Below are 16,748 nucleotides of genomic sequence, written 5' to 3' on the forward strand. Positions count from 1 at the left end.
CCACCCGCGGACGAGCGGTCACCGCGGGGTGAGCGGCCGTCAGGGGTGAGCCGTCACCGCGGGGCGAGCGCCGGGGCCGCGTCCTGCGCGCCCCGCCGCTGGCCCGACTCGAAGTAGGCGATCAGCTCCGGGTCGAGCGGCGGCACATCGTACGGCGCACCGCCGTCCCGGAGTGACTGCGTGGCCATCACTCCGGCGGCCACACTCATCCGGGCCGCGACCGGCGAGGTGTCGGTGACCCCGCCGTCCCTGACGAAGCGGCAGAACTCGCCGATGATCCGCTCGTCCGAACCGCCGTGCGAGCCCTTCGACTCGGGCACCTTGTAGACCGCGTCGGCGTCGGCCCGGTAGCCGGTGGGCCCGGTGTTCCAGACCTTCACCTCGTCGCCGGGCCGGTCGCCGAAGTTCTCCAGGCGCCCCTCGGTCCCGATGACCGTGTAGTTGCGGAAGTAGTCGGGGCTGAAGTGGCACTGCTGGTAGGCGGCGATCACACCGTTGTCCAGCCGCATGTTCATGACGGACACATCCTCGACGTCCACCACGTGGTTGAGGTCTTTGCGGGTGGCCGGGGGCCAGTCGAACTCCCGCAGCCAGCCGTCCGGCCGCGGGGTGTCCGGCTCGCGGCGCGGCAGGTCCCCGTACAGCATCAGGTCGCCCATGGCGTTGACCCGCGAGGTGTAGCCGTTCGCCAGCCAGTGCACCACGTCGATGTCGTGCGCGGCCTTCTGGAGCAGCAGCCCGGTGGTGCGGGTGCGGTCGGCGTGCCAGTCCTTGAAGTAGTAGTCGCCGCCGTACGAGACGAAGTGCCGTACCCACACGGTCTTCGGCTCACCGATGTCGCCGCGCGCGATGATGTCGCGCATCAGCCGCACCACGCCCATGTGCCGCATGTTGTGGCCGACGTAGAGCCGGGTGCCGGTCTCGTACGCGGTGCGCAGGATGGTGTCGCACTGCTCGACGGTGATACCGAGCGGCTTCTCCACGTACACCGGCTTGCCCGCCCGCAGGATGTCGCAGGCGACGGCCTCGTGGGTGTCGTCGGGGGTGGCCACGACGAGCGCGTCGACGGTGTCGTCCTCGAGCAGCTTGCGGTAGTCGTCCACAGCGACGGCCCCGGGGAACCGGTCCGCGACCCCGGCCCGCACGGCAGGGTCGGTGTCGGCGACGGCGGCCACGACGGACCCGGCGCCGGGGTGGTGGGCGGCATCGGCCAGATTGGCCCGCAGACCGAGGCCGACCACGCCGATACGGAGGTCTTGCATGGTGCTCCTTAAACGCAGATGTGCGGAAGCGGTGCGGTACGGCCGGTCGGCTGTGGTGTCGCCTGCTGTCCAGTGCGGCGGAATCCGGTGTCCTGACCTGCCACGTCGCACTGATCCTGCCCTGCACCCGCCATAAATGACAAGAGCTGCTCGGAAAAACCTTGGTTAGCGCAGTTACGAGCACGCACGCGCACACTTCACGCACTGTTCGAGCATGCGCCGCTGTCAGTGGTGGACGGCGACGGTGGTGCGGATCAGGCCGTTCTGGATCGCCCAGGTCCCTTCGAACCCGGTGAGCCGCTCTCCGGCGACCACGGGACCGGGCACGAGCAGCCGGGCGGTGAACGTGCCCGTGTCCGGATCCGGCGTGATCACGGCCTCGTCGAATCCGAGCCACCGGCCGGTGATCGGATACCACGCCTTGTACACGCTCTCCTTGGCGCTGAAGAGCAGCCGGTCCCAGCAGACGTCCGGGTTCCGCGCGGCCAGCTCCGGCAGGTGCCGCCGCTCCTCGTCCACGGTGACCAGCCGCAGCTCCCCATCCCCCGGCATCGGGAGATGGGGCTCGGCGTCCATGCCCAGCGATACGACGCCGGACGCGCGGGCCACCGCGGCCGCACGGTAACCGGCGCAGTGCGTCATAGCGCCGACGATCCCGGCGGGCCACAGCGGCTCGCCCCGCGCACCGCTCAGGATCGCGGCGGGCGCCACCCCCAGCCGGGCCAGCGCCGCGCGGGCGCAGGCGCGCGCCGTGGCGAACTCGGCCCGGCGCGAAGGCACCGCGCGGGCCACCAGCTCCTCCTCCCCGGGAAGGAGCGGCGCTGCCTCCACCGGGTCCCCGTAGGACTCGACCAGGACGACCCGGCCGGCCCCCGGCTGCCCCGTACCGCCCTCGGCCGGCCCGAAACTGCCGGTCCGCAGACCGGGCCCGGGAATTCCCTCCTGCTGTGTCGTCCCCATGGTCAGATCCTCAGCCCTGCGGAGAGCATGGACAGTTGGCGGTCGAAGAGCTCCGCGAGATCCCCGGCGCCCCCGCTCTCGGTCCAGTGCCTGACGACCGCCGAGAAGACCGCGGTGATCGCCGCGGCCGCGCAGTTGGCCTCCAGGTCGCCCGGCTCGCGGCCCGTCCGCTCCACGATCAGCGCGGCCACGGCGTCCTGGCTGCGCAGCTGCTGATCGGCCGCCCGCACCCTGATGGCGGGAATCGCGAAGGCGAGCCTGGTCCTGAACAGCAGCTCCTGCCTGTCGGCGCCCAGGAGCTGGGCCAGCGAGCCGGTGAACGCGTGCCGGATGGCGTCCACGACCGGTTCGTCCGCGGGCCTGGACTCCAGCGCCCCGGCGAGCACCGGGGCGTACTCGTCGACGAGGACCACGTCCTCCTTGGTGGGGAAGTACCGGAAGAAGGTACTGGGCGAGACCTCGGCCGCCTCGGCGATCCGGTCCACCGTCGTCGCCTCGTACCCCTGCCCGGCGAAGAGGCGGTACGCCTCACGCCGGATGGTCTGCCGGGTCTTCAGCTTCTTGCGTTCGCGCAGCCCCGGGACGGGCGTCGCGTTCCTGCGCCCGGACGGCCCGGGGACGGGCTGCGCGGAGGCGGTCGGCATCTGCGTACGGGTCATACGGGTGATTGTCCGTGCCCGGACACCCTCGTGGCCACCTCGGGCGCCGCTTTCCCGGGGGCCGGTGCGCTCAGCCCTCGTCCGGCGTCAGCCGCAGCGAGATGGAGTTGATGCAGTACCGCTGGTCGGTCGGGGTCGGGTAGCCCTCTCCCTCGAAGACATGCCCGAGGTGCGAGCCGCACTTCGCGCACCGCACCTCGACCCGGCGCATACCGTGCGAGCGGTCCTCGATCAGCTCGACCGCTTCGGTGTCCTTCGGGTCGTAGAAGGACGGCCAGCCGCAGTGCGACTCGAACTTGGTGTCCGAGCGGAAGAGCTCGGCCCCACAGGCCCGGCACGAGTAGAGGCCGGTCGTCTTCGTGTCCGTGTACTCGCCGACGAAGGCGGGCTCGGTGCCGGCCTTGCGCAGCACGGCGTACTCCGCTTCGGACAGCTCCGCCCGCCACTGCTCGTCCGGCTTCTCGATGTCGTACGGCATGGCGCTCCCTCAGCTCGTCAAGTGGTCCAGGATGCGCGGGCCGAGGTCGGTGACGTCGCCCGCTCCCATGGTGAGAACGAGATCACCTGGCTTCGCCATTCCCGCGATGGTCACCGGGACCTGCTCCTTGTCATGGACGGCCGTGACATCGGCGCCGGCCGCGCGGGCGGCGTCGATGATCAGCTCGCTGGTGATGCCCGGGATCGGGTCCTCGCGGGCCGGGTAGATGTCCAGGACCACCGAGGCGTCCGCGAGCCGCAGGGCCTGGCCCATCTCGATGCCCAGCTCCTGGGTGCGGGAGAACAGATGGGGCTGGAAGACCACCAGGATCCGCGCGTCGCCGACCGCGCCGCGCATCGCTTCGAGGTCGGCGGTCATCTCGGTGGGGTGATGGGCGTACGAGTCGACGACCTGGACGCCCGCGGCCTCGCCCTTGAGCTGGAGGCGGCGCTTGACACCGGTGTACTTGCCGAGCGCGGACGCCAGATTGTGCGCCGGGATGCCGAGGGCGACACCGGCGGCCAGCGCGGCGACCGCGTTGTGGGCGTAGTGGCTGCCGGGGACGGAGACCGTGAAGGTCAGGAACTTCCCGTTCAGCAGGACCGTGACCTCGCTGGTCAGACCCCGCGGGGTGACCTTGTGGACGCGGACGTCGGCCGTCTCGGACGTGCCGTAGGTGACGACCTTCAGGGTGGACAGGTCGCGGACCCTGGCGGTCAGCTCGACCGCACCCTGCTGGTCGGCGTTGATCACCAGGGTGCCGCCGGGGACGACCTTGCCCACGAAGGTCTCGAAGGAGTCGTAGATCTCCTCCATCGAGGCGTAGTTGGCGTGGTGGTCCAGTTCGACGTTGAGGACGACGGCGACATCGGGGTCGTACTTCTGGAAGCTGCGGTCGCTCTCGTCGGCCTCCGCGACGAAGATGTCGCCCGCGCCGTGCCGCGCGTTCGTGCCGGGGCCCGCGAGGTCGCCGCCGATCGCGTACGACGGGTCGAGGGCGAGCTCGGTCAGGGCGACGGCGAGCATCGACGTGGTCGTCGTCTTGCCGTGCGTGCCGGCCACCGCGATGGAGCGCAGCCCGTGCATCAGCGAGGCGAGGGCGTCCGAGCGGTGCACCACCGGGATGGCCAGCTCCGCGGCGCGGACCAGCTCCGGGTTGTCCTCGCGGATGGCGCTGGAGACGACGACACAGGTCGCGTCGGACGCCAGATGCTCGGCCGCATGGCCCACGTGCACCGTCACACCCAGCCCGCGCAGCGCCTCGGCCGCCGGGGAGTCGCGGGCGTCGCTGCCCGCGACCCGGGCGCCGCGCTGGGCGAGGATCTTCGCGATACCCGACATGCCGGCGCCGCCGATGCCGATGAAGTGCGGTCGGTCCATGGCGGTCGGGCTACCGGGTGCCATACGGGTGTCTCCCCAAGCTCTGCGTCTGCAGCTCTGCGGCTGCGGGATGGAAGGCCCCAGCCTATTCGCTGTGCGCGAAGAGCTTGAGCACCGGTACGCCGACCTTGTGACGGGCGCGCGAGGCCCAGTCCCGGTGGAAGAACTCCTCCACGTAGTGCGGTGCGGTCAGCACAATCACCTCATCGGCCGACTGCTCGCCCACCACGGTCTGCAGCACATCGAGCGGATGCTGCTCGACCACCCGGCCCGCCGCCTTGCAGCCGGTGGCGCGCAGCGCCTCCAGCGACTGCAGGAGCGCGGACTCCGCCGGGATCCTCGCCTCCTGTCCTTCGGGCACCTCGTTCTCGTGGCCCACCTCGTCCAGTTCGCCCAGTGCCACGTCGTCGATCGCCCGGAGCAGGAAGTCCGCCTGATCGCCGCGCGGCTGCATGAGCACGATGAAGGAGACGGGATCGTCCCCGTGCAGCGTGGTCACGAACTCCACGTCCTCGGACGTGAGAGGTTTCTCGATCATCAATACGCTCGTGAACAACTGAGGGCCCTTCTGCTGAAACCATCCTTCCCCGTGCCCGCACGGGGTCTGCGATCTAAGTCTGCCCACTGAACGGAAAGCGGAACGGAAGATTCCGCAGATTGTCAGATCCGACGGTATCGGGCGAAAAGGAACCCGGCCTCCTCCAGCAGCCCCGCCAGCCGGAACCGTTCGGGCTCCGCCAGCCCCGGACCGCCCACGATGCGCTGGGCATCACCCGAGGTGAGCATCGGCGAGAGCGTCAGACACAGCTCGTCCAGCACCCCGGCGGCGACGAACTGACCGAGCATCCGCGGACCGCCCTCGGTCAGCAGCCGCCGGTAGCCGAGTCCGGCCAGCTCCCGCACCGCCCTGGCCGGGTCGACCGCGTTCGCGTCCCCCGCGATCACCACCCGCGCGCCCGCCTGCCGCGCCGCCGCCAGCCGGCCCGACGGCGCCCCGGCGCCGGTGATCACCAGGGTCGGCACGAGCGGGGCGGTGAACAGCGGAAGCGAGAAGTCCAGCTCCAGACTCGCGCTGACCACCGCGATGGCGGGCGCGGGCCCCTGCCCGGCCGCCGCGCGCCGCTCGGCGAAGGCGGCCCGCGCACGGGCCGGGCGGTACCCCTCAAGACGTACCGTCTCCGCGCCGACCACCACCACATCGGCCAGCGCGCGCAGTGTCCCGAAGATCCGCATGTCCGTCGCGGTCGAGATCGGCTGCGAGCGGCCCTCGTGCTGGGCGGCGCCGTCGAGCGAGGACACCATGTTGGCGCGCAGCCAGGCACTGTCGGGTCCGGTGTCCGCGGGGTACGCGTAAGCCTCGGCGAGCTCGTCCAGGCTCCACTCACGAGCGGCCCCGCCGGGGTGCTCCGTTCCGGGAGCGGCAGCTGTCTGGTCGGTCACGGGGAGCAGGCGTCGCATGTCAGGCAGTGTGGCACGGCACTCTCGGCCGCCACCGTCCGGCGGCCGCAGGCCGTTAGGCTGGGCACGTGTCGTCGCCCATAGCTGAAGTGGTCCCCCAGTCCCTGTGCGCCCGCGAGCCGCGTGTCCCTGCCGACCGCCTGGTCGCCGAGATGGTGCCGCCGCCGCGCTTCGACTCGGTCCGCTTCGATACGTACGTACCGGACCCGAAGCAGCCCAGCCAGAGCGAAGCGGTGACCGTGCTCAGCGCGTTCGCCGCCGGGCTCGGCGGGGCGACGGCGAGCGGCCAGGGCCGCAAGCGCTGGTTCGGCGGCCGCAAGCCCGCCGCGCCCGCCGGGCCGCGCGGTGTCTATCTCGACGGCGGTTACGGCGTCGGCAAGACCCACCTCCTCGCCTCCCTCTGGCATGCGACGCCCGCGCCCGCGGAGCAGAAGGCGTTCGGCACCTTCGTCGAACTGACCAACCTGGTCGGCGCCCTGGGCTTCCAGCAGACCGTGCGGACGCTGAGCGGCCACCGGCTGCTGTGCATCGACGAGTTCGAGCTGGACGACCCGGGCGACACCGTGCTGGTCTCCTCACTGCTCAGCCGGCTGGTCGAGGCGGGCGTCGCGCTCGCCGCCACCTCCAACACACTGCCCGGCAAGCTCGGCGAGGGCCGGTTCGCGGCGGCCGACTTCCTGCGGGAGATCCAGGGGCTGTCGGCGCACTTCCTGCCCCTGCGGATCGACGGCGACGACTACCGCCACCGCGGGCTCCCCGAGGCCCCGGCGCCGTACGACGACGAGCAGGTCACCAAGGCGGCGTACGCGACCCCCGGGGCCTCGCTCGACCCGTTCCCCGCCCTGCTCGACCATGTGGCCCGGATCCACCCGAGCCGCTACGGCGCACTGACCGAGGGCCTCACCGCGGTCTGCCTCACCGGAGTGAAGCCGGTGGACGACCAGTCCACGGCGCTGCGCCTGGTCGTCCTGGCCGACCGGCTCTACGACCGTGAGGTCCCGGTGCTCGCCTCCGGGCTCCCCTTCGACCGGCTGTTCAGTGACGAGATGCTGAACGGCGGATACCGGAAGAAGTACTTCCGGGCGATCTCCCGGCTGACGGCGCTGGCGCGCGACGCGAAGCCGCTGGTGCGCCAGTAGGTTGGGGGCACGCCACCAGAAGGGAATCAACATGGCCACCACGCGTGTCGCTCATACGGTCTGGGAGGGCGAGCTCTTCAAGGGCTCGGGCACGGTCACCTTCGACAGCTCGGGCATCGGCGAGCAGCCGGTCACCTGGGCCTCCCGCGCCGAGACGCCGAACGGCAGGACCAGCCCGGAGGAGCTCATCGCGGCCGCCCACTCCAGCTGCTTCTCGATGGCCCTCTCGAACGGCCTGACCGGCGCGGGCAACCCGCCCGCCAAGCTGACCACGCAGGCGGAGGTCACCTTCCAGCCGGGCGAGGGCATCACCGGGATCCACCTCACCGTGGAGGGCGAGGTTCCCGGCCTCGACGCGGACGCCTTCACGGCGGCGGCCGAGGACGCCAAGGCCAACTGCCCGGTCAGCCAGGCGCTCACGGGTACGACGATCACGCTCACCGCCAAGCTGAGCTGACCCGCGAGCCCGGCCGGCCGGTTCACCCCGGCCGGCCCCGCGGCCAGGCCCTCACCGCCGCCCCGCGCTCAGCCCGAGCAGGCGGTCCGGCCCGCTTCCTGCCACTCGCAGACGGGGCAGAGCGTCGCACCGCGCGTCGACTCCGGGTACTCGGTCGGCTCGCGGCACAGCACACACTCGGCGTACGGCGGACCGCCCGGCACGGCTTCTCCGGACGCGGACACGGGTGCGGGTGCGGCCGTCGCTGGTGTCTCGCAGTAGGACTCGTCCATGCGTACGAGCCTACTCAGCCGGGCCCCCGCTCAGTGCTGCTGCGGCTTCTCGGGCTTGGCCTCGCTGGGCCGTACGATCACGAACCCCTCGCCCTGGAGCATCAGCTGGACGGCCTCGCCGGAGCCGCCGCGGATCATGGAACCGATCGACTGCGAGCGGTGCAGCGAGGTCTGCAGATGGGCGGACCAGCCGACCACCGCGTCGGTGTCGACGTAGACCGGCTGCTGCGGGGAGACCGGGATGACGATGGGGTTGCCCTCACAGATCAGGCCGAGCTTGCCGTAGCCGGTGAAGAGGCTGTTGAAGAGCCCGCCGCCCGCGATGCCCGAGCCCTTCACCGTCTTGATCTCGTACGAGAGGGTGGAGTCGAAGCACAGGACGTTGCGGCCGTTGATGGTGAGGGCGTCGCCCTGCTCGATGTCGACGATGAAGCAGTTGGCCGCCTCGTGCGCGAACCACGCCTCGCCCTGCCCGGTGACGGACATCAGCGGCAGGCCCTCGCCGGTGACCGCCCGCTTGAGCATGCCGCCTATGCCCTGGCCCTTGCGCTCGAACTGGAGATTCCCCCGGAAGGCGATCATCGCGCCCTGCCGCGCGAGCATGTCACCGTTGACCGTGTACTTGATCGATTTGGCGTTCTGCAGGGTCATGCCGGGGGCTGTCGCCTGCTGCGCCATGTTCTCGGTCTGGAAAAGATCGCTCTTCATGGGGGCATCCTCACCCGGAGGATCTCCCTCCGCCAAGAAAGCGGGCGGATCCGCCGGGAATCCGCGGGAATCCCGCCGGGAACCGGCTGGCAGACTGGGGCGGGTGAGCAGCAACGACAGCCCTTTCCGCGCGGAGCCGACGGCACGCGACGAGGCCCCTCAGTTCGTCCTCCCGCTGGTGGTCCACATCGAGAAGACCGATCCCCCGGCCCGTACGGACGCACTGGAGACGTCGGCACGTGCGGTGCTCGTGATGCTGTCGGACGAGCGCTCGCTGGGTGACGGCGAGTGGGCGCAGGCGATGGCGGACTGGCAGGACGCCCGGATCCGCAAGGTCGTACGGCGGGCGCGCGGCGCCGAGTGGCGCAAGGCGTCGGCCCTGCCCGGCATCACGGTCACCGGGACCGCGGCCGAGGTGCGGGTCTTCCCGCCGGTGCCGCTGGACGGCTGGCCGAAGGAGCTGGCGAAGCTCCAGGTCAGCGGCACCGACCTGGACGATCACGGGCCGCTTCCGGCGCCCTCGCCCACGGCGCCGGTCATCTGGCTCAACCCGGAAGTCGACATGTCGGCGGGAAAGTCGATGGCGCAGACCGGGCACGGCGCACAGCTCGCCTGGTGGGAGCTTTCGGATCCGGAGCGGGACGCGTGGCGGGCGGCCGGGTTCCCGCTGTCGGTACGGACGGCCGCTCCCGGCCACTGGGGCGAACTGACCACGAGCGGGCTGCCGGTCGTACATGACGCGGGCTTCACCGAGATCGCCCCCGGGGAGACCGTCGCGGTCGAAGGAGGCAGCCGCTTCTGCCCCCTCCCGCGCGGCGTACGGCCGTGAACGGACGGCCGGTTCGCGGGCGGCCCGGGCTCCGGCCGGTGCCCCCGTTTCCGGTGGGCCGGGAACCTCAAATAAAGCTCTGAACGTCCCACCCGGTGGATTCACCGCGGCCCCGCGGGGTCATCACCCCCGCGGGCGCCGTGGCAGCGACGCCGGAGGGGGACACCATGGAGAAGCTGGGAACCGGGATCGGGTGGCGGCCGGAGATCGCCGCGGCGGTGGAGGAACTGCCGGGCATCGACTGGGTCGAGGTGGTCGCGGAGAACCTCTGCCCCGACCATCTCCCCGACTCCCTGCTGCGGCTGCGCGAGCGCGGTGTGACGGTGGTTCCGCACGGCGTCTCGCTGGGCATCGGCGGCGCCGAACGCCCGTCGGCCGACCGGCTCGCGGCGCTGGCCGAGCGGGCCGTCCTGCTGGAGTCTCCGCTCGTCACCGAGCACATCGCGTTCGTACGCGCCGGTGGCCCGCTGACCGCGTCACCCGGTCTGGAGGCCGGACATCTGCTGCCGGTCCCGCGCACCTGGGACGCGCTGCGTGTGCTGTGCGAGAACGTGCGCGCGGCCCAGGACGCCCTGCCCGTCCCCCTCGCCCTGGAGAACATCGCCGCGCTGATCTCCTGGCCCGACGAGGAGCTGACGGAGGGGCAGTTCCTGGCGGAACTGGTGGAGCGTACGGGTGTACGGCTGCTCATCGACGTGGCCAACCTCCACACCAACCACGTGAACCGCGGCGAGGACCCCGCGGCGGCGCTGGACGGACTCCCGGTGGAGGCCATCGCGTACGTCCATGTGGCGGGCGGCGTGGAGAAGGACGGCGTCTGGCACGACACCCATGCCCACCCGGTGACCGCACCGGTCCTCGGCGTACTGGCCCAGCTGCGGGACCGGGTGGATCCGCCGGGCGTGCTGCTCGAACGGGACGACGACTTCCCGCCCGCGGCCGAACTGGCCGGCGAACTGACCGCGATACGGGAGACGCTGACCGCCGGGGCGGCTGGGGCGTCAGGGGCGGCTGTGGCGTCCGGGGCGGCCGGGGCAGCTGGGGTGTCCAGGCCGGCTGGGGCGTCAGGGGCGGCTGTGGCGTCCGGGGAAGCTGGGGCCGCCGGGAACGCCGGGAAGACAAGGCCCGCCCCGGCAGCCGCCCCGGCACCCGCACCCACACCCACGCCCGCTTCCACCACCGCGGCCAGGCAGCGGCTGGCCCTCGCGGAGACCGCGCTGCTCTCCGCCCTCGTCGCGGGGACCCCGGCACCCGAGGGGTTCGACATCCGGCGGCTGGGCGTGCAGAGCCGTGCGCTGGCCGCCAAGCGCGCCGACGTCGTGGCGCAGATCGCCCCCGAGCTGCCCGCCCTGCTCGGCACCGGATACCGGCCCGCGTTCCTCTCGTACGCCAAGTCCCGCCCGATGAGCGGCGGTTACCGGCGTGACGCGCTCGACTTCGCCGAGCAGCTGCTGCGCAGCGGGCACCCCGACGACCCCGCGGCCAGGCGCCGGCTCACCCTCTGGTGGCGGGAACGGTCCGCCCCGCGCCCGCCGACCAGGGCGGCCAGGTTCGCCCGCGCGGCCCGTACCAGGCTCAGCCGCGCGCACCGCTGAATCCCGGCGTGTACGCCACCGGCCGGCGGGGTCGATGACACAGCGGGGTCAATGACACCGACACCGCCGAGCGGTCCTTTACAACATCAACCTCCGGGCGAATTATCCCTTTTATTCAGTTCTATTCAGTACCTGTACTTTCGGTCGCTGGGCGAAGGGAACCCGATCCGATGAAGGCAGTCGCGCGGTACGGAACGGCCGGCGTTCTGGTGCTGTCCGGAGTGGCCGCCCTGGCCGCCGCGCCGCCCGGCAGCACGGACGCCCCGGCCGGCACACACGCGGCGGGCCCGTACACCGGCGCGGCCGAGGCGGCCGGCACCCTGGCCGCCGCCGCCCGCGCCGCCGCGGCGGGGATCACCTTCGGCGCCTGCCCCAAGAGCGAGTCACTGCCCGCGTCCGTCCGGTGCGGCAGCGTCCGGGTCCCGCTCGACTACGCCAGGCCGGGCGGCCGGCAGATCTCCCTGACCGTCAGCAGGGCCAAAGCCACCGGCAAACCCGCCGACCGCCAGGGCGCCCTGGTCTACAACCCGGGCGGTCCCGGCGCCTCCGGCATGTTCTTCCCGATGGCGGCCTCGGTCCCCGTGTGGAAGCCGCTGGCCGCCGCGTACGACCTGGTGGGTTACGCACCACGCGGGGTGGGGCGCTCGGCGCCGCTCTCCTGCGAGGACCCCGCCCAGTACGCGAAGCCCGCGACGACGGCCCCGATCTATCCGTCGGAGGCGTTCAAGCAGAAGAAGATCGCGCAGGCGAAGAGCTACGCGCAGGGCTGCGCCCGCCGGACCGGTCCGGCTCTGCGGCAGTACAACTCGCTGAACAACGCCCGTGACCTCGATGTGCTGCGGGCCGCGCTGGGCGAGCGGAAGCTGACCTTCATGGGCGCTTCCTACGGCACGTACTTCGGCGCGCTCTACGCGACGCTCTTCCCCTCGCACGTACGCCGGATGGTCTTCGACTCCGCGGTCGACCCGGATCCCGCCAAGATCTGGTACCGCGACAACCTCGACCAGTCGCTCGCCTTCGAGCGCCGCTGGACGGACTTCCGCACCTGGGTGGCGCGCCACGACAAGACGTACCACCTGGGGTCCGACGCATCGGATGTGCTGGCCGCGTACGAGACGGCGCGCGCCAGGCTCGCGGACAAGCCGGAGGGTGGTGTGGGCCCCGCGCAGCTGCAGGGTGCCTTTCTCCAGGCCGGTTACTACGACGACGTCTGGCCGGCCACCGCGCTGGCGCTCTCGCGGTATCTGCGGGGTGACCCGAAGCCGCTGGTCAAGCTGGCCGCGCCCGACCCCGCGGCGGCGAAGGCCGACGAGAACGGCACGGCGGTCTACACGGCCGTCGAGTGCAACGACGCGGACTGGCCGGCCGACTGGCGGGTCTGGGACGCCGACAACACCGCGCTGGCACGCCGGGCGCCCTTCGAGACCTGGGACAACGCCTGGATGAATCTGCCGTGCGCCTACTGGCCCGCACCGCGGCAGAAGCCGCTCGACGTCCGCAGCTCCGACGGCGCGCTGCCGGCCACGCTGATCCTGGCCGCCGAGCGGGACGCGGCCACCCCCTACCCGGGTGCGCTGGAGCTCCAGCGGCGGCTGCGGGGGTCGGTGCTGATCACCGAGAAGGGCGCGGGTACGCACGGCATCGGCGGCGGCCCCAACACATGCGTCAACAAGTACCTGGACGACTATCTGCTGACGGGGCGGACGCCGGTGCGGCGCGCTGCATGCGCGCCGCACCCGCTGCCGGACCCGGTGTCGCTGGAGAAACGGACGCTGCCGCGGCCGCGGCCCGTTCTCTGATCTTCCGGGTCATGGACGACCGGGTCCGCCTCAGGCGAGCCCGGCCACCAGGTCGGCCACCGACTTGCGCCGGCCGGTGAAGAAGGGGACCTCTTCGCGTACGTGCATCCGCGTCTCGGAGCCCCGCAGATGACGCATCAGGTCCACGATGCGGTACAGCTCGTCGGCCTCGAAGGCCAGCAGCCACTCGTAGTCGCCGAGCGAGAAGGACGCGACCGTGTTGGCCCGTACGTCCGGATAGCCACGGGCCATCTTGCCGTGCTCGGCGAGCATCCGGCGGCGGTCCTCGTCGGCCAGCAGATACCAGTCGTAGGAGCGCACGAACGGGTACACCGAGATGTAGTCGCGGGGCGTCTCGTCGGCGAGGAAGGCCGGGATGTGCGACTTGTTGAACTCGGCGGGGCGGTGCAGCGCCATGTTCGACCAGACCGGCTCCACGGCACGGCCGAGGCGGGTGCGGCGGAAGAGGTTGTACGCGGTCTGCAGCTCGTCCGCGGTCTCGGCGTGCCACCAGATCATCAGGTCGGCGTCGGCGCGCAGCCCGGAGACGTCGTACGTGCCGCGGACGGTGATGTCCTTGGCCGCGAGCTGGTCGAACAGTTCCTGGACCTCACCGGCCACCGCGGTGCGGTCGGTGTCGCCGGGGAGCACGTCGCGCAGCTTGAAGACGGACCACAGCGTGTAGCGCACGACCTCGTTGAGGTCCTTGGCCTTCTTGCCCGCGTTCGGGGCCTTGGGGGACGTCACGGTCTCCGGAGCATCAGTCATGCCGCTATTCTCCCGCGCCGCCGGTGGTGCCCGACGCCAGGGTTGCTGTGATCTCCTTCGCAGCCCGCTCGGCGCCCGCGATACAGGCCGGAATGCCCACCCCGTCGTAGGCCGCGCCGCAGATCCGCAGGCCCGGCAGGGCGGCGACCGTCTCCCGCACCCGGGCCACCCGTGCGAGGTGGCCGACGGGGTACTGGGGCAGCCCGCCGATCCACCGGGTCACCTCGGCGGCGACCGGCTTCGCCGTGAGCCCGACGGCCTCGCCCAGGTCACGGAGGGAGAGGTCCACCAGGTCGGTGTCCTCACGGTGCAGATGTTCCTCGTCGCCGTGGCGGCCCAGCGAGGTCCGCAGCACGACGAGGTCCGGATCGGCGTCGGACCAGGCCCACTTGCGGCTGGAGAAGGTGGACGCCTTGATGGCGTGGCCGTCCACCGGCGGTACCAGGAAGCCGGTGGACTCGGGGAGGGTCAGCTCGGTGCGGCGGAAGGCCAGCGTGACGAGCGACATCGACGCGTACTCGACGACGGCCAGCTCGGCGGACGCGGCGGGCGCCTCGTCGGCCAGCAGCGCGGAGGCCGCCCAGGCCGGTACGGCGAGCACCACCGCGTCGGCCTCGATACGGCGGCCGCCGTCCGCCCCGCCGGTGCGGATCAGCCAGCCGTCCGGGGTGCGCCGCAGTTCCAGCACCGGCCGGTGCAGCAGGACTTCGCCGCCCCGGGCGCGGACCGCGTCGGCCACGGCGGGCGGCAGGCTGCCGATGCCGCCGTCGAGCCCCATGAAGACCGGACCGGACGCGGGGGTGGCGCGCTCCTGGAGCGAGCGGACCGCTGCACCCAGCGTGGGGTTGTCGCGGGCGGCCTCGTAGAGGGCGGGAACCGCGGCGCGCATCGATGTGCGGTAGACGTCCCCCGCGTAGACCCCGCCGAGCAGCGGCTCGACGAGCCGGTCGACGACCTCGCGGCCCATCCGGCCCGCCACGTACTCGCCCAGTGCGATGTCCTCGCCGATCTCGGCGGGCGGCAGTTCGGCGTCCAGGCCGATCCGGCGCAGCCCCTCGTCGGAGAGCACCCCGCCGAGCCCGTCAGGGCCTGCCGGTACGCCCATGACATGGCCGGTGGGCATGGGGGTCAGCGTGCCCCTGTTCCAGAGGGCGGCGCCGCTGGTGGCGGGCGGCTGGAGCGCGTCGGCCAGACCGGCCTCACGTGCGAGGGCCACGGCTTCGGGGCGCCGGGCGAGCATCGACTCGGCGCCGAGGTCGACCCGTACGCCCTCGATCTCGCCCGTGTGCAGCTTGCCGCCGACCCGGCCGGCGCCCTCCAGGACCGTCACCCGGGCCCCGGTGCCGGCCAGCCGGTGTGCTGCCGCGAGACCCGAGATCCCGCCTCCGATGACGACGACATGGGCCGCACGCGTGTCCGCATTCATGCCCCCACTCTCTCAAACCCGTTCCGGGGGCCGGACGTGACGGTTCGGAATCAGTGGTGTGGGGCGATGTTCCGCCTCCCGCGCACGTACCGTCCAGGAGGAGTCCGGAGCGGGAAGCCCCGCCCCGGAGCGGCGACAGTCCGGAGGGAAGCGCAATGGCAGCGGAGCGACTGGTGGTCATCGGCGGGGACGCGGCGGGCATGTCCGCCGCGTCCAGGGCCCGCAGGCTCAAGGGCCCGGAGGAGCTGGAGATCACCGCTTTCGAGCGCGGCCGCTTCACCTCGTTCTCCGCGTGCGGCATCCCCTACTGGGTGGGCGGCGAGGTCGGTGAGCGCGACGACCTCGTGGCGCGCACCCCCGAGGACCACCGTGCGCGCTCGATCGATCTGCGGATGCGGACCGAGGTGACGGAGATCGACGTCGGCGGGCAGCGGGTGCACGCCCGCGACCTGGCATCGGGTGCGGCCGGCTGGACCCCGTACGACAAGCTCGTCATCGCGACGGGAGCGCGCCCGGTGCGTCCTCCGCTGCCCGGTATCGACGCGCCCGGCGTGCACGGCGTGCAGACGCTGGGCGACGGCCAGGCCCTGATCGACGCGCTGCGGGCGGCGTCCGGCAGCCGCGCCGTCATCGTCGGGGCCGGGTACATCGGCGTCGAGATGGCGGAGGCGCTCCTGCACCGCGGGTACGAGGTGACGGTCCTGACCCGTGCCGCCCAGCCGATGTCCACGCTCGACCCGGACATGGGGAAGCTGGTCCACGACGCGATGGACGGCATGGGCATCACCACGGTGACCGGCGCCGAGGTCACCGCGATCCGTACCGACGAGCGGGGCCGGGCCCGCGCGGTCGCCACCGGGGACACCGAATACCCGGCGGACATCGTGGTCCTGGGGATCGGTGTGGAGCCGCAGACCGACCTGGCGGCCGCCACCGGGCTGCCGCTGGGCGAGTACGGCGGGCTGCTGACGGATCTGTCGATGCGGGTGCGCGGCCACGAGAACATCTGGGCGGGCGGCGACTGCGTCGAGGTGCTCGACCTGGTCTCCGGCCGCACCCGGCACATCGCGCTCGGCACGCACGCGAACAAGCACGGCCAGATCATCGGCGCCAACGCCGGCGGTGACTACGGCACCTTCCCCGGTGTCGTCGGCACCGCGGTGAGCAAGGTCTGCGATCTGGAGATCGCCAGGACCGGGCTGCGCGAGAGGGACGCGGACGCGGCCGGGCTGCGGTATGTCACGGCGACCATCGAGTCGACGAACAGCGCCGGTTACTACCCGGGCGCGGCCCTGATGACGGTGAAGATGCTCGCCGAGCTGCGGACCGGACGGCTGCTCGGCACCCAGATCGTGGGACGGCAGGGCGCGGCGAAGCGAGTGGACATCGCGGCCGTCGCACTGACCGCGGGGATGACGGTGGAGCAGATGGTCGCGCTGGACCTGGGGTACGCGCCGCCGTTCTCACCGGTCTGGGACCCGGTGCTGGTCGCGGCACGGAAGGCGGTCACCAAGGTGCGCGGGGCGGGCGCGTAGGGCCCGGCGGTCATGCTCCGAGG

At 72.1% G+C, this 16,748-nt stretch carries 17 protein-coding genes; 6 read left to right on the forward strand and 11 right to left on the reverse strand.

Features of this window, described 5'->3' with window-relative positions; translation table 11 throughout:
* Positions 1-53: 53 nt before the first annotated feature.
* The 7 genes from OG510_RS07295 to OG510_RS07325 all read right to left on the reverse strand — a co-directional run bounded on the left by OG510_RS07295 (position 54) and on the right by OG510_RS07325 (position 6,197).
* Complete coding sequence (locus tag OG510_RS07295) at positions 54-1,262, reverse strand: Gfo/Idh/MocA family protein (protein ID WP_406135963.1); 1,209 nt, start codon at positions 1,260-1,262, stop codon at positions 54-56.
* Positions 1,263-1,487: 225 nt separating this feature from the next.
* Positions 1,488-2,222 carry a 4'-phosphopantetheinyl transferase gene (locus tag OG510_RS07300; RefSeq protein WP_406135964.1) on the reverse strand — a complete coding sequence of 245 codons (735 nt, stop codon included), beginning with the start codon at positions 2,220-2,222 and terminating at the stop codon, positions 1,488-1,490.
* Positions 2,223-2,224: 2 nt separating this feature from the next.
* Complete coding sequence (locus OG510_RS07305) at positions 2,225-2,881, reverse strand: TetR family transcriptional regulator (RefSeq protein ID WP_406135965.1); 657 nt, start codon at positions 2,879-2,881, stop codon at positions 2,225-2,227.
* Positions 2,882-2,951: 70 nt separating this feature from the next.
* Positions 2,952-3,359, reverse strand: coding sequence for a peptide-methionine (R)-S-oxide reductase MsrB (gene msrB / locus OG510_RS07310; RefSeq protein ID WP_406135966.1), 408 nt, complete (start codon positions 3,357-3,359; stop codon positions 2,952-2,954).
* A gap of 9 nt (positions 3,360-3,368) precedes the next feature.
* On the reverse strand, positions 3,369-4,763 hold the full coding sequence (gene murC, locus OG510_RS07315) for a UDP-N-acetylmuramate--L-alanine ligase (protein ID WP_406135967.1): 1,395 nt from the start codon (positions 4,761-4,763) through the stop codon (positions 3,369-3,371).
* Between the two features lie 61 nt (positions 4,764-4,824).
* Positions 4,825-5,295, reverse strand: a complete 471-nt coding sequence (locus OG510_RS07320) for an indole-3-glycerol phosphate synthase (protein ID WP_164267118.1) — start codon at positions 5,293-5,295, stop codon at positions 4,825-4,827.
* 104 nt (positions 5,296-5,399) lie between these two features.
* Positions 5,400-6,197, reverse strand: coding sequence for a pyrimidine reductase family protein (locus OG510_RS07325; RefSeq protein ID WP_406135968.1), 798 nt, complete (start codon positions 6,195-6,197; stop codon positions 5,400-5,402).
* 68 nt (positions 6,198-6,265) lie between these two features.
* Here OG510_RS07325 and zapE point away from each other — a divergent pair, with 68 nt between their 5' ends.
* Positions 6,266-7,336, forward strand: coding sequence for a cell division protein ZapE (gene zapE, locus OG510_RS07330; RefSeq protein WP_406135969.1), 1,071 nt, complete (start codon positions 6,266-6,268; stop codon positions 7,334-7,336).
* A gap of 31 nt (positions 7,337-7,367) precedes the next feature.
* Positions 7,368-7,793, forward strand: a complete 426-nt coding sequence (locus tag OG510_RS07335) for an OsmC family protein (RefSeq protein ID WP_406135970.1) — start codon at positions 7,368-7,370, stop codon at positions 7,791-7,793.
* A gap of 68 nt (positions 7,794-7,861) precedes the next feature.
* Here OG510_RS07335 and OG510_RS07340 read toward each other — a convergent pair whose 3' ends face one another.
* Together OG510_RS07340 and OG510_RS07345 are read right to left on the reverse strand one after the other, a co-directional pair.
* A complete protein-coding gene (locus tag OG510_RS07340) occupies positions 7,862-8,065 on the reverse strand; it encodes a hypothetical protein (RefSeq protein ID WP_406135971.1) in 204 nt (67 codons plus the stop codon).
* A gap of 30 nt (positions 8,066-8,095) precedes the next feature.
* Positions 8,096-8,773 carry an AIM24 family protein gene (locus tag OG510_RS07345; RefSeq protein ID WP_406135972.1) on the reverse strand — a complete coding sequence of 226 codons (678 nt, stop codon included), beginning with the start codon at positions 8,771-8,773 and terminating at the stop codon, positions 8,096-8,098.
* A 103-nt stretch (positions 8,774-8,876) separates the two neighbouring features.
* Here OG510_RS07345 and OG510_RS07350 point away from each other — a divergent pair, with 103 nt between their 5' ends.
* The 3 genes from OG510_RS07350 to OG510_RS07360 all read left to right on the forward strand — a co-directional run bounded on the left by OG510_RS07350 (position 8,877) and on the right by OG510_RS07360 (position 12,996).
* Complete coding sequence (locus OG510_RS07350) at positions 8,877-9,602, forward strand: peptidyl-tRNA hydrolase (RefSeq protein WP_406135973.1); 726 nt, start codon at positions 8,877-8,879, stop codon at positions 9,600-9,602.
* A gap of 167 nt (positions 9,603-9,769) precedes the next feature.
* Positions 9,770-11,197, forward strand: coding sequence for a DUF692 domain-containing protein (locus OG510_RS07355; RefSeq protein ID WP_406135974.1), 1,428 nt, complete (start codon positions 9,770-9,772; stop codon positions 11,195-11,197).
* Between the two features lie 170 nt (positions 11,198-11,367).
* A complete protein-coding gene (locus tag OG510_RS07360) occupies positions 11,368-12,996 on the forward strand; it encodes an alpha/beta hydrolase (protein ID WP_406135975.1) in 1,629 nt (542 codons plus the stop codon).
* Between the two features lie 30 nt (positions 12,997-13,026).
* Here the strand turns inward: OG510_RS07360 and hemQ are convergent, their stop codons facing one another.
* The gene (gene hemQ, locus OG510_RS07365) at positions 13,027-13,764 is read right to left on the reverse strand and encodes a hydrogen peroxide-dependent heme synthase (protein WP_406135976.1); all 738 of its coding nucleotides are present in this window, start codon (positions 13,762-13,764) and stop codon (positions 13,027-13,029) included.
* 4 nt (positions 13,765-13,768) lie between these two features.
* Positions 13,769-15,190 (reverse strand): protoporphyrinogen oxidase, encoded by a 1,422-nt coding sequence (gene hemG / locus OG510_RS07370; RefSeq protein WP_406135978.1) that lies wholly within the window; start codon positions 15,188-15,190, stop codon positions 13,769-13,771.
* Between the two features lie 155 nt (positions 15,191-15,345).
* Between hemG and OG510_RS07375 the strand changes: the two genes are divergently transcribed.
* Positions 15,346-16,725 carry an FAD-dependent oxidoreductase gene (locus OG510_RS07375; protein WP_406135979.1) on the forward strand — a complete coding sequence of 460 codons (1,380 nt, stop codon included), beginning with the start codon at positions 15,346-15,348 and terminating at the stop codon, positions 16,723-16,725.
* The last annotated feature ends 23 nt before the right edge of the window (positions 16,726-16,748 follow it).

Source organism: Streptomyces sp. NBC_01089 (genome assembly GCF_045162975.1).
Lineage (GTDB): Bacteria > Actinomycetota > Actinomycetes > Streptomycetales > Streptomycetaceae > Streptomyces.

Coding starts and splice junctions, on each gene's coding strand:
- OG510_RS07295 (WP_406135963.1), bottom strand. CDS start 1,262: ATGCAAGACCTCCGTATCGGCGTGGTCGGCCTCGGTCTGCGGGCCAAT.
- OG510_RS07300 (WP_406135964.1), bottom strand. CDS start 2,222: ATGGGGACGACACAGCAGGAGGGAATTCCCGGGCCCGGTCTGCGGACC.
- OG510_RS07305 (WP_406135965.1), bottom strand. CDS start 2,881: ATGACCCGTACGCAGATGCCGACCGCCTCCGCGCAGCCCGTCCCCGGG.
- msrB (WP_406135966.1), bottom strand. CDS start 3,359: ATGCCGTACGACATCGAGAAGCCGGACGAGCAGTGGCGGGCGGAGCTG.
- murC (WP_406135967.1), bottom strand. CDS start 4,763: ATGGCACCCGGTAGCCCGACCGCCATGGACCGACCGCACTTCATCGGC.
- OG510_RS07325 (WP_406135968.1), bottom strand. CDS start 6,197: ATGCGACGCCTGCTCCCCGTGACCGACCAGACAGCTGCCGCTCCCGGA.
- OG510_RS07335 (WP_406135970.1), top strand. CDS start 7,368: ATGGCCACCACGCGTGTCGCTCATACGGTCTGGGAGGGCGAGCTCTTC.
- OG510_RS07340 (WP_406135971.1), bottom strand. CDS start 8,065: ATGGACGAGTCCTACTGCGAGACACCAGCGACGGCCGCACCCGCACCC.
- OG510_RS07345 (WP_406135972.1), bottom strand. CDS start 8,773: ATGAAGAGCGATCTTTTCCAGACCGAGAACATGGCGCAGCAGGCGACA.
- OG510_RS07355 (WP_406135974.1), top strand. CDS start 9,770: ATGGAGAAGCTGGGAACCGGGATCGGGTGGCGGCCGGAGATCGCCGCG.
- OG510_RS07360 (WP_406135975.1), top strand. CDS start 11,368: ATGAAGGCAGTCGCGCGGTACGGAACGGCCGGCGTTCTGGTGCTGTCC.
- hemQ (WP_406135976.1), bottom strand. CDS start 13,764: ATGACTGATGCTCCGGAGACCGTGACGTCCCCCAAGGCCCCGAACGCG.
- hemG (WP_406135978.1), bottom strand. CDS start 15,190: ATGAATGCGGACACGCGTGCGGCCCATGTCGTCGTCATCGGAGGCGGG.
- OG510_RS07375 (WP_406135979.1), top strand. CDS start 15,346: ATGGCAGCGGAGCGACTGGTGGTCATCGGCGGGGACGCGGCGGGCATG.